The organism is Shewanella sp. UCD-KL21 (assembly GCF_001957135.1).
Taxonomy (GTDB): Bacteria; Pseudomonadota; Gammaproteobacteria; order Enterobacterales; family Shewanellaceae; genus Shewanella.
On record NZ_MPHK01000007.1, the window covers coordinates 106,031 to 118,669 of the forward strand.

Here is a 12,639-nt window from a genome sequence, read left to right on the forward strand (position 1 = left end):
ATAAGCTGCGGCGGTAATTTACTATGGAATTGATATGCTTAGCCTGTTACGTCACCGACTCACGTTTGCTTTTACGCTGCTCACTCTGTTGAGTCAGTTAGTATTTGCTAACGGTGAATTGATGGTGCCAAAGGCCCATGCAGATATAAAACCGCTGCAACACACTCATACTGCAAACACCCAGGCTCATACAACAAGCCCACAATCTCATACAGCAAGCACACAAGCTAAGATGCCAGAAACTCAGGCAGATACTCGTCCAGAACCCCAGCAAAAGACACAAGCAAAGCACACAGTAACTGACTCAGGCATTAACACCAATAGCAGCTCCAATAGCAGCCCTGCTGATCATTGTGACACTAAACATGACTGTCAGTCAGATTGCGACAACTGCCTATTCATCACATTAACAGGTACGCTACAGCTCTTTGCCCCTTGGGCAGTGAATTCTCCATCAGATCAAGCTATAGCAACCCCAATGCCCTATTTTCACTCGATATATACCCAGCAAAATTTAAGACCACCTATCGGCTAATCATTCGTCATAATCGCAAATTTAAGCTTGTACTATTGTAACCATCGTCTGCCATACAATGACTTTTCACTGATGCGCAAACGACACTATTTCGATGGAATTATTTAATGAAAAACGTTATCTATTTATTTCTCAGTCTCTTTTTGATCAGCTCAAGCGTGCAACTTGCTAATGCAGGCCAACACAACCTTGGGCAACACCAGCACCAGCACCAGCACCAAAAATACCAATGCCCAATGCACCCTGAGGTGAAAGGCGATAATGGTGATACTTGCCCAAAATGTGGCATGAACCTAGAACAAATCAAAGGCGATCATTGTCCAAATAAAGCTAAATGCGACAACTGCCCAAATAAAGGCAAATGCGATAACTGCCCGAACAAAGGCAAATGTGAAAACTGCCCAAATAAAGGTAAATGTGACAACTGCCCAAATAAAGGCAAGTGTGAAAACTGCCCGAACAAAGGCAAATGTGATAACTGCCCGAACAAAGGCAAGTGTGATAACTGCCCGAACAAAGGCAAATGTGATAACTGCCCAAATAAAGGCAAATGTGACAACTGCCCAAACAAAGGCAAATGCGAAAACTGCGCTGACAAATGTAACTGTAAATGCTGCTCTAAAAAAGGCCACAACAAGCATGCTGCGGTTAAACATACCCATGCTTGCCCAATGAATGCTGATATCACTGGCGTTGCTGGCGATACCTGCCCAAATTGTGGCATGGATTTAATGCCGATTGAAGCCAATGCAAAGGCCCACGCACATCACTAAAGGCGATTAAAGCTAGTGGTTTAATTAGACACTAAAGCAACACAGTTCAACGACCTTATACTGATAATGCTAGTTAGTGTAAGGTCGTTATAAGGTCCTGCTAATACAAAATGATTAGATAACAAACGAGCTTACAAATTCGCAGACAATAATCTGTTACTATCATTTGCGAATAAGCCGACTAACTAATGCCCCCTTTTAGACTTTAACTAACTCGCTAATAACTCAGCCTAAACAGTAATTTTTAACTTGCTTGGATTTATCCTTCTCAACATCTATATCACTTTTTTAGATTAAAATAATCGATTTTATTCGCCCATATCTTTTGAAAGTTTCACTATACTCATTTTTTGACCTAATAGTTATGCCTAATTTTTAACCACCAAGATACCAAAGTCATCATCACAAGAACTTGGCGGTTTAATTAGGAGTTGTGATTTAGCACACAGACAAATATGCATCAAAATTGAAGCTGCATTAACTTTAAGGAAGATAAAAATGAAACCACGACTACCGAAAAAAACAGCGCTTGCTGGCTTTATAAGCATGTTGTTGATATCAACTTCAGCATGCGCCAGTGAGCAATCTACCGCAGAAATGACTAAACCTAAAGGCGCTGTGGGAACAGGTTCAGCACTAACAAACCAAGCAAAAACTAACCAATTTTGGTGGCCAGATCAGCTTAATTTGTCTCCTCTTCGTGATCACGATAGTCGCTCAAATCCTTATGGCGAAGACTTTAATTATGCTACAGCATTTAACAGCCTCGACCTTGCCCAAGTTAAACGTGATATTGATGCGCTACTGACTAGCTCTCAAGATTGGTGGCCTGCTGATTTTGGTAACTACGGCCCCTTCTTTATCCGCATGACATGGCACAGTGCAGGAACATATCGCACCCTCGATGGTCGCGGCGGCGCAGGCGGTGGCCAACAACGATTTGAACCACTCAACAGTTGGCCAGACAATGGCAACCTAGACAAAGCCCGCCGCTTACTTTGGCCCGTTAAAATGAAATACGGCGAAGCACTTTCATGGTCTGATTTGATGGTATTAGCCGGTAATGTCTCATTGGAAAACATGGGCTTTAAAACCTATGGTTTTGCAGGTGGACGTGCAGATGATTGGGAGCCAGACATGGTCTACTGGGGGCCTGAAGTAGAAATGTTGGCAAGCGATCGTGAAGACAGTAAAGGCAAGTTGCAACGCCCTCTTGGCGCTACTCACATGGGCTTGATCTATGTAAACCCTGAAGGTCCTAAAGGGGTACCGGATCCATTAGGTTCAGCTAAAAATATTCGGGTAGCCTTTCAGCGCATGGCAATGAACGATGAAGAAACCCTTGCCCTTATCGCTGGTGGCCACACCTTCGGTAAAATGCACGGTGCGCACAAACCTAAAGATTGTGTCGGCAAAGAACCCGCTGCAGCAGGCATTGAAGAGCAAGGCCTTGGTTGGAAAAACAAGTGTGGCAAAGGTCACTCAGAAGATACTGTCACCAGTGGTTTAGAAGGCGCATGGACTCAAGCACCAACTAAGTGGACATCTCTATATCTCAGCAATTTACTTAACTTTGACTGGCAGCAAACTCGCAGCCCTGCAGGTGCTATCCAATGGATCCCAACGGATGAGTCATTACACAAAGCCGTTCCCGATGCACATATAGAAGGCAAATTTAACCCACCAGTCATGACCACCGCTGACTTAGCGTTAAAGTACGATCCTGAATACCGCAAAATTGCAGAACGCTTTTTAGCGGATCCTGAAGAGTATCGTTTAGCCTTCGCCAAAGCGTGGTACAAACTGACCCACAGAGATATGGGACCTTCACGTAACTTCCTTGGCAGTGAAGTACCTAAAGACACCCTAATTTGGCAAGATCCCATAGCTGCCGAAACCATGTCTAATATCGATGCTGATGACATCAAAGATTTGAAAGAAAAAATCTTAGATACCGACTTAAGCGTATCCGAATTAGTCCGTGTTGCTTGGGCCTCTGCAGCCAGCTACCGTGATGCAGACATGCGCGGTGGTGCCAACGGTGCACGTATTGCTTTATCGCCTCAAAAAGATTGGCAAGTCAATAACCCGGCTGAAACCGCTAAAGTCATTAATGTTCTCAAAGCAATTCAAGCCGACTTTAACGACAGCCTATTGAGTAAAAGCCAAGTTTCACTGGCCGATTTAATTGTTTTAGCTGGTAGCGCTGCAATTGAAAAAGCAGCCAAAGATGGCGGTTACAATGTCAGTGTGCCATTCACCCCTGGTCGTGGTGATGCCAGCCAAGCAATGACAGATGAAAACTCATTTAAATTACTTGAGCTTTCTGCCGATGGTTTTAGAAACTACTTTGACAGCGAATCAAGCTATAAGTCGCCAGTTGACATGTTAGTTGATAAAGCCGATCAGCTAGACCTAAACGTGCCTGAAATGACGGTATTGGTGGGTGGGTTGCGGGCACTGAATGCAAACTACCAAGGCGCCAAGCATGGAGTATTAACCAACTCGCCAGGTAAGTTAAATAATGACTTTTTCGTTAACTTACTCGACATGTCTACCGTTTGGAAAAAATCATCAACTGCGGGTGTTTATGAAGGGTTTGATCGCCAATCAGGTAACAAGAAATGGTCTGCCACCTCTGTCGATTTAATCTTTGGTTCTAACTCAGAACTTCGTGCTGTGGCTGAAGTGTATGCCTTTGACACTTCTAAGCAAAAGTTTATTGATGACTTTGTTGCCGCTTGGGTCAAGGTAATGAACCTAGATCGTTTAAATTAACTCAGCTAAAAGCGCTGACAATGTAACATTGCGGCGCTTTTTCATATAACAACAGAAGTAAACAGTAATCGCTCTAATAGCTTATAACTGTTTATAAAATAAAAAAGCACCAACTTAAGCCCCGATTAAAGCTTAGCTTTAACGAGTAAGCCTATTTAAAAGCCCACAGAGTTAATCTCCGGCACGCTCTAAACATTAAACCCGCGCGCATAAATAACACAAATAAAACATCAAACCAACAACACGAAAACATTAGTTCAACCCTTAGGCAGATATACATTTAATACGTAAAATTAATAACTTATTTTACAAATTTACATAATTATGACTCATAATCTCAGTGCTCAAGCCGATATAACTAACAATTACAATTAGGGACAACCCAAACCTATAGTCACACTTTCAGTTTGCCAGTGTGTAGGAGCCAATATTTATGAGTTTTCTATCGACATTATCCATTCGAAATAAATTAATCACAGCCATGTTACTGGCGGTAATAGCATCAACCAGCATCGTGGCCTATGTCGGGCAAACCAGTGCCAAAAACGTACTATCAACACGATTAGAACAATCGGACATGCCTAACCTATTACAACGTATCCGTAACGCTATTGATGGTGAAATTAACCAAATGAAGGTAATAACCCAATCAATCACTTCAAATAGCATGATCAAAATGTGGCTCGATCAAGGCGCAAGTGTTGAAGGGGAGCAATATCTCATCCAATACTTGGCGCAACTAGCAAGTGATAATGACTTTAGCAATGCCTCATTTACTGATTACAACCAGCAAAAACACTGGAATAAAAACGGTTTTTTGCGAGTACTCAAGCCGGATCATGATACGTGGTTTTTTAAATTAAAAAACAGTGGTGAAACTGAGTCGACTAGCATCTATAAAGATAGTAAAGGATCCACTGATATTTACATTAACTACCAAAAACCCAATGGTTTCGGCATTGCTGGGGTATCTAAGCCGTTTAATGAAATGGTCGATTACCTCAACAGCTTTCAAATAGAACAATCTGGCTTTGTTTATCTCGTCGATGGTAACGGCGTTATCAAGGTACATCCAAGTATTGATTACAAGTCTAAACAAACCATTGCCGATATATATCCTTCAATTAATAGCAGTCAGCTGATTAACGAGAAAAATTATGCTTTTACCATGGTGGATAAACAGCTAATTGCTTCAAGTTACATTGCAAGTTTAGACTGGTACGTCATTGCACAAGTCCCCATGGAAGAGTTATACGCCGGTCTAGATACCTCTCGCAATAACATCATCATCACCTTTGTGGCAATTGCTGCATTATTCACAATTATCAGTATTTATTTAGCTAACAGTTTAGTGCGCCCGATTAATCAACTGGCCGATACGTTCAAAGAGCTCGGTGAAGGCGAAGGTGATTTAACCCAACGTCTCACTGAAAATGGCAACGAAGAAATGCGCCGTTTAGCACAAGGTTTTAATGCGTTTATCGGCAAATTAAATAATGTTATCCAAGAGCTTGCTGCAACCACCTTGGATGTTAATGGTGCATCGCAGCAAGTCTATACTGATGCGCAAAACTCCAAAAAACTCACTGATGTTCAACGTGATGGAGCTCACCAAGTCTCAGTTGCAATTAACGAAATGGGCAGCACCATTGCTGAAATAGCCAATAATGCTTCAGTTGCCGCCCAGTCAACTACCGAAGCCACTCAAAAAGCACAGCGGGCACAAACAGTAGTAGAAGAGTCAAACTCAACCATTAATGAAATGGCCAATAATATGGAAAGTGTGTCGACCAATATTGTGACTTTAGCAGAAAAAAGCGATGCGATTTCAAGCGTGCTAGATGTTATTAGGGCGATATCAGAGCAAACTAATTTATTGGCATTAAACGCAGCTATTGAAGCGGCACGCGCAGGTGAGCAAGGTCGAGGCTTTGCGGTGGTTGCCGATGAAGTGCGTAACCTTGCTAAGCGCACTAGTGATTCTACCGATGAAATTCACCTTATGATTACTGAATTACAAAATGGCGCGAATGCTGCGGTATCATCGGTTCAAGAAGGTCGTGAGCAAGCTAAACTAGGTGTTCAAGCGTCACAAAGAACCTATCAAGCTCTTGAAGACATCGCCGAAAATGTGATGCAAATTTCAGAACTTAATATACAAATTGCCGCTGCCACAGAAGAGCAGTCTGCGGTGATCAATGAGATCAACCAGCATGTGGTAAATATTAGTGACAGCAGTGACAGCAGTGCCCAAGCTTCGGCCAGTATCGAAAGCTCTAGCGAGGCACTAAAGTCAATAGCAAATGATTTAGATGGCTTAGTAAAACGCTTTAAACTCTAGTTAGTAAGGGCGATTGAATATCATGACAACGGGATAATACATCACAGCTAAGCGGTATCATTGAAACCCCTCCCAAATTTAAAACGTAAAAAGCCAAACTTTTAAAAAGTTTGGCTTTTTTGTTCCTACATTATGCTGGCTATGCTTAAATCAATTACGCTTAAAAACCCGCAATCGTTGCTTTTCTCTGTTTATTTACAATACAAAAATTACCCCGTTTGGTGCGGCATTTTGAGCAGGTTTCACACAGGGCTTGAGCTCTATCGCCTGTCTGCCAGCGCTTCACTAAATCAGGCTCTGACAATAATGGTCTTGATAGGGCAAAGTATTGAATATTGGTATTCGCGGCAATGGTTTCTATGGCATCAATGTCCGTTAAACCGCCTACAGTAATAACCGGTACGTTCACTTCCCGACTTATTACATCACCATATTGATGAAAATACCCCTGTGGCTGAATGGTATGCCCCTCAAACGACTCACCAATCATGTCACTGGCTTTGCCGTGAATATTGCCAGAAATGATAATGGCATCAACGCCAATGGCTGCAAGCTTTTTACAAATAACACGGGTTTCAGCAAAGGTTAAGCCACCTTCAAAAAAATCACAGGCGGTTAACTTCACTAAGATCGGGTAATCATCACCCACCAGCTTTCTGGTTTCCGTATAGATTTCAACTAAAAAGCGCAGGCGGTTTTCTAGGCTACCACCGTATTGGTCATCCCTTTGATTGTAATAAGGGCTTAAAAACTGATTGATCAAATAGCTGTGGGCAGCATGAATTTCAACCCCATCAAAACCAGACTGTTTTGCCCGTAAACTTGCTTTCGCAAATGCCTGTACTATGTAATCTATCTCGGCAGTGGTCATGGCTTTGCCTAAGGTCTTGGTGCCACGTTCACAAACATCACTCGGGGCAAAAATCACCCTTTCGCCTACATTGTAAGTGGTTTTGGTGCCACCATAGGCCAGCTGCATGGCAATTTTTGCGCCGTTGCGGTGAACTAAATCCGTTAGCTGTTTGTATTCCTCGATAAAGGAGTCGTCGTACATGCCCATCATGCCCGCATTAGGTTTCTCTTCTGCGACGATATTGGCATAACCTGTAATGATCAGGCCGACTTCACCTTGAGCAAGCTCTTTGTATATGGCGTATAACTTATCTGTCATATGGCCATCTTCAGTTGCCATATTTTCCCAAGTGGCACTGCGGATAAACCGGTTCTTTAACTGCATGCGGCCGATGTGGGTTTCAGTGTACAAAGTGCTCAAGTTACATCCTCTAAAAAGCGTCATCGATTAAACGGCGGCATTATAAAGGGCGCTGTTCAACAATCAAACAACTGCAAGTCAGAAGTGAGAGCTAGCTATATAGTCCAAAAGAGGTAATTTACAGGGGCTATTGACTAAGAATACCCGCAAGGGAGCGGCTGGTGTACTACATGAGATTGATCTAAAGCATTTTTTATGAAAAGCGCTATGAATAATGGCGCGTTGCCTTAGTATTCAACATAGCAAACTAAATAGTCAATTAAGCTAAAGCAGCCATCTTTGCGAGTAATAAAGCGAACAACAAGTACGTGGTAAAGTGTTAACTATTTAAAAAGGCTAGGCAGTAACTACCTAGCCTCTAAAGCTTTAGCTAACCTCAAAAGTTTTAGCTAGCATCAAAACGTTTCACTAGCATTAAAAGACAAAGTTCAGCGTCAGGCTTAATAACTCCACATCGGAGCTTTCACCCCAAATAATTGGCGGAGCGGCAAATTGCGCTCGGTTTATTGGATTATCCCCCAAAATGGACTGGTACTCAGCATTGAGTGAAATAGATGAAGTCACATCATAGCGAAGCCCTACAGTCACCCCTTGACTCTCTCTAAGGTCACGGCTCTCAGCATAAACCACATAAGGGGTAAAATCATCGATTGCATAACCAACACTGGCGTACCAATTACTTTGCAGCTCATCATGTTCAAATTCAGCCATAAACTGCCAAGCATCTAAACTGTATTCCGCCCCCAAAGTAAATACACTTAATTGATCAGCAGTTGGGGCTGGGCGTAAAGTATATTTAGACCGTAAATATCCAGTATGGATACGATAATTAAACCCCACTAAATCGACATATATTCCCGCGGTATAGTCAGAATCAAATTGCATCAATACCGGCCCTAAATTCACCTCAGTTAAACGGCCGAAACCGTAATAAGGTGAAACGGTAATTGATATTTCATCAGATAGTTCATATTGCCAAGCCAGCGAAAAACCATCGTATGAGGTGGTGCCTAAAATCGAGTCGTAAATCTCACCCGGCGGCCTTGCCCACGCATAAGCTTGGCCAACAAAATAAAACTCAGAGACTAAAAACAATGGCAGACGTAAGCGGCCAGCCCTTACTTTAAAGTCGCTAAATTCATAACTTAGGTAGGCCCATTCTAATTCAGGTTCGCTCCATTTATCTTGGGTGCGCTTAACCACTTGAGCTGATGCATCAAAGCCCTCAAACACATCTAAATCAAGTTGTATTCCAAATAACGTCTCACAGTCATAACAGGTTTCGTCTGTTATTTCCCGGTTAATAAATAATGGAGCTTTATTGTCTGATTTACTGATAGATGTTGAACCAAAACCACTGATGGAAAAGTTGTCAGTCAGCTCTATCGCAGCTTGTGCATTGGTTGCCATGCCAAGGGTTAATAGTAAAATTATGTATTTTCGGTTTAATAACATGGCTACTCTCCTTGTGGCACTGTGATTAAGATATTAACTTCTTCAGGCACCGACTCTATCGGAGCATATGCAATACCATTAGGATTGTCGTTCAGCCATTTGAGGATCTTCTTTATATCATCACTGTCTAACTCTTCTGGTGGCGAGCCTTTGCCGGAGAAAGCCAACCCGGCCCAATAACCATTCATTTGTGAGACAGATTTACCCAGCAACATGCTATAAAACTCTTCGCGGTGCATGGAGGTTTCAGGTAGATCAACTAAGACAATTTTAAAGCTACCTCCGACTTTTTTAGACTTACCTCGATATAACATTCTCGCCTTACTTTTACTTAAAGGCGGCATGTCATCATTAAGGCTAAAAATAGCGAATTCGACCTCAGAGTTTTGGCTAGTGTCAGCCTCTAAAGCCCAAGTTGATGGAGATAAAATTAATGCAGTAAGAAAGATGAGTCGCCTTGTGAAAAATTTACTCAAAAAAAAGTGCTTCAGGTTCAATAAAAAGGCTTTGTGGTTTAATCCATTAATCATATAAAAACCTTCATTCCTAGATAGTTTTTGTACTATGCTAAATATAGTTAAGAGTTTTACTAAGCTAAACTTAGCCAAGAACCCTACGATATACAACTTTATAGCTAACTTTTTTATGGCTAATTTTTACTCAAGGAGCTGAGATGAATTTATTGAATCGTATTTCAATAAAAGCAAGGATGTTGGCACTAGTCTTGTTACCATTGGTTTTTGCAGGTTTTTTATCAGCGTTAGAAATCCAAAAACAAACTGATAATGTGCAAGCTTTAAACAGCCTTAACAACAAAGTGACCTTTTTAGAGTTATTTTCCCAGCTTAATCGGCAAATTACTCAAGCGCAAGACGCGCTCAGCGGCCAAGATGAGCCCTTTGTATTATCCCAATTCACATCTATTACTGAGCAACTGTCTGCGTTATTACCCACAAGCTTTAGCGCGCAACACAGTGAAGATATTCAAGCATGGTTTAACAGCACTGAAGAAGCCTTAGCTGAATCGCCATCCCTTACCAAAGAGGATTTATTTGATTGGTCAATTTGGATGCATGAATTACAAAATCAAGGGCTGATGACGCTAGAAAAAGATAAGCTTGATGTACCAGAAAAAATTAACCAGAACTTGACGATTCTATTTCAATTGCAATGGCTATCACTGTGGTCTGCAGAAGAAAAATGGCTAGTGGAGCAGCTGATGACGAATCGAAACGACGAAGATCTGCTGAGTCAATTGAATATGAGCGCCGAAAGACAACAACTGTATGTCGATCGCTTTATTAATATTAGTGCCAGGCCTGAGCAAGTTGATCTGTTATTAACCACCTTTTCAGATCAAGCATTCCAACAAAGCTATCAGCTGCGCAGCCAAATTCTGCAAGGGAATGAAATTGTCGATAATACAGGTGCTAACTTGGAGGTGTTTAATCAGCGTTTGAACTTAATTCAATATGTTGTCACGACCTTTTCAGAGCAATTATCCACCAATATCCACTCTGAAATAGCAAAGTCTAAACAGCTTATTATTATGTTCTGTGTTGCATTGCTAATATCGCTGGTTACCATTGGCACCATTGGCGCAAACCTATACAGCCGTATTCTAAAGTATCTGCATCATGTGATTAAAACCATGTCAAAAATTGAAAAAACACATGATTACTCAAATAAGATAAACGAAAATGGTAAAGATGAATTAAGCTACTTCTCTAAAAAACTCAATAACCTAATCCATGAACGCTTTTTAAATGATGCCAAAATCTTGCAAGCAAAATCAGATGCAGAAAGAGCTAACCAAGCCAAAAGTTCTTTTTTGGCCAATATGTCCCATGAGATTAGAACACCGTTAAATGGCATTATTGGTATGTCGGAGATTATGTCAGGTACAAGATTAACGCCTTTGCAAAATGAGTACCTGCAAACCATAGAAACATCCTCACATACCTTATTATTATTGATTAACGATATTCTCGATCTTTCTAAAATTGAGTCAGGTAACCTGTCTATTGCTTACAACGACACCAATATTACCGAGGTCATCTATGACACCCTCACTATGGTGTTAGCTAAAGTCGTTGGAAAACAACTCGACCTTAAAATTGAAATTCCAGAACATATACCTCACCTAGTATCACTTGACGAGCATCGAATGCGCCAAGTACTGATGAACCTTCTGTCAAATGCAGTTAAATTTACCAATGAGGGGTTTATTAAAGTCGCTGTGAGCTGCGATTACGACGAAGCTGACTATGCCAATATGCAAATTAAAATATACGATAGCGGCATTGGTATTAAAGAAGAAAATCAACAACAAATCTTTTCACCTTTTATCCAAGAAGATGGCACCATCACTCGTGAATTTGGTGGTACAGGGCTTGGGCTGGCAATTTGTAAACAGCTAGTGGGGTTAATGGGCGGCGATATAAAAGTCAGCTCAGAAAAAGGGAAAGGCAGTTGTTTCAGCGTTGAACTTAAAGCCCGCATCATTGCCAAAGAGCAGCCTAAAAATGGTGAGTTTAAACACCTGACTACGGCAATTATTGCCAGTAATAATGATATTATTGATGCTATTGATGGTGCCTGTAATAAACATGAATTTAGCATAAATTACCGTTACCCATCACCGTTCGACTTGTTACAGGATAAGCAAAAATTTGATCTGTTATTTATTGATAATGCCTCAATGAACCGAGAAGCTTTAAAAGCATTACCCGAATTACTAATGCAGCAAGATAGCTTTTCCATTGCCATTAATAGCCCCTCTGAGCAGCGAACATTAGATAACATCGACGCCTCTATCACCTTGCCTCTGCTTGGCAGACGCTTTAGCGATGCGATTCGTAACGGAATTGAAAGTCGCACTCTGCGTAATAAAGTCACCCCAGCTGAAACAAACGCCGCCAATGATGGTATTGATAAGCAAGAAAAACCACGCACCATTCACGGCATGATTTTGATTGTCGAAGATAACCTCGTTAATCAAAAGGTCGCCTCAGTGCTAGTCAAGCAAGCGGGCTATAACTTCGTGATTGCTAATAATGGACTTGAGGCGTTTGATTTTATTAGTGATGGCAAAATATTTGATGCAATCTTAATGGATTGTATGATGCCCATTATGGATGGTTTTACTGCCACCCAAAAAATCAGAGAGTGGGAGCAAGTCAATCCATCAGTGCAACGACTGCCAATAATTGCACTGACCGCCAGTGTACTGGATCAAGATATTGAGAAATGTTATGAATCAGGAATGGATGACTATTTAGCAAAACCATTTGAAAAGCATATTCTTATTGAGAAAATAAAACAGGTCACTAAACTTGCTAGTTAGCAGTAAGCATATTGGCAGTGATTGAATTGAGGCTAACACTAATAAGCGGATTGTTTAATTGGCTGATTGTATGAAAGCTTGATTGGCTACTCATAGAAATGCCTGATTGCCTGATTGTATAAATGCCTGATTATCTTA

General features: G+C 41.3%; 8 protein-coding genes. 5 read left to right on the plus strand and 3 right to left on the minus strand.

All coding sequences use genetic code 11. The features are described from left to right. Window positions 1-34: 34 nt before the first annotated feature. The 4 genes from BM739_RS08415 (at window position 35) to BM739_RS08430 (ending at window position 6,427) form a co-directional block, all read left to right on the plus strand. On the plus strand, window positions 35-535 hold the full coding sequence (locus BM739_RS08415; RefSeq protein WP_076539568.1) for a hypothetical protein: 501 nt from the start codon (window positions 35-37) through the stop codon (window positions 533-535). 107 nt (window positions 536-642) lie between these two features. Beyond that, window positions 643-1,308: a heavy metal-binding domain-containing protein gene (locus BM739_RS08420; protein WP_076539569.1), complete on the plus strand. Its 666-nt coding sequence runs from the start codon at window positions 643-645 to the stop codon at window positions 1,306-1,308. A 498-nt stretch (window positions 1,309-1,806) separates the two neighbouring features. Next, complete coding sequence (gene katG, locus BM739_RS08425; RefSeq protein WP_076539570.1) at window positions 1,807-4,086, plus strand: catalase/peroxidase HPI; 2,280 nt, start codon at window positions 1,807-1,809, stop codon at window positions 4,084-4,086. A gap of 433 nt (window positions 4,087-4,519) precedes the next feature. Further along, window positions 4,520-6,427, plus strand: coding sequence for a methyl-accepting chemotaxis protein (locus tag BM739_RS08430; protein ID WP_076539573.1), 1,908 nt, complete (start codon window positions 4,520-4,522; stop codon window positions 6,425-6,427). Window positions 6,428-6,587: 160 nt separating this feature from the next. On the opposite strand, the gene BM739_RS08435 is transcribed toward BM739_RS08430, so the two are convergent. From BM739_RS08435 to BM739_RS08445, 3 genes are all read right to left on the minus strand, one after another. After that, complete coding sequence (locus BM739_RS08435) at window positions 6,588-7,700, minus strand: NADH:flavin oxidoreductase (RefSeq protein ID WP_076539575.1); 1,113 nt, start codon at window positions 7,698-7,700, stop codon at window positions 6,588-6,590. A gap of 414 nt (window positions 7,701-8,114) precedes the next feature. After that, the gene (locus BM739_RS08440; RefSeq protein WP_076539577.1) at window positions 8,115-9,155 is read right to left on the minus strand and encodes a porin; all 1,041 of its coding nucleotides are present in this window, start codon (window positions 9,153-9,155) and stop codon (window positions 8,115-8,117) included. 2 nt (window positions 9,156-9,157) lie between these two features. Then, window positions 9,158-9,631, minus strand: coding sequence for a hypothetical protein (locus tag BM739_RS08445; RefSeq protein ID WP_083698108.1), 474 nt, complete (start codon window positions 9,629-9,631; stop codon window positions 9,158-9,160). A 197-nt stretch (window positions 9,632-9,828) separates the two neighbouring features. Here BM739_RS08445 and BM739_RS08450 point away from each other — a divergent pair, with 197 nt between their 5' ends. Then, window positions 9,829-12,501, plus strand: coding sequence for an ATP-binding protein (locus BM739_RS08450; protein ID WP_076539583.1), 2,673 nt, complete (start codon window positions 9,829-9,831; stop codon window positions 12,499-12,501). Window positions 12,502-12,639: the final 138 nt, after the last annotated feature.

What these genes read in the sequence shown, in the direction of transcription:
- BM739_RS08415 (WP_076539568.1), top strand. Translation starts at nt 35, where the DNA reads ATGCTTAGCCTGTTACGTCACCGACTCACGTTTGCTTTTACGCTGCTC.
- BM739_RS08420 (WP_076539569.1), top strand. Translation starts at nt 643, where the DNA reads ATGAAAAACGTTATCTATTTATTTCTCAGTCTCTTTTTGATCAGCTCA.
- katG (WP_076539570.1), top strand. Translation starts at nt 1,807, where the DNA reads ATGAAACCACGACTACCGAAAAAAACAGCGCTTGCTGGCTTTATAAGC.
- BM739_RS08430 (WP_076539573.1), top strand. Translation starts at nt 4,520, where the DNA reads ATGAGTTTTCTATCGACATTATCCATTCGAAATAAATTAATCACAGCC.
- BM739_RS08440 (WP_076539577.1), bottom strand. Translation starts at nt 9,155, where the DNA reads ATGTTATTAAACCGAAAATACATAATTTTACTATTAACCCTTGGCATG.
- BM739_RS08450 (WP_076539583.1), top strand. Translation starts at nt 9,829, where the DNA reads ATGAATTTATTGAATCGTATTTCAATAAAAGCAAGGATGTTGGCACTA.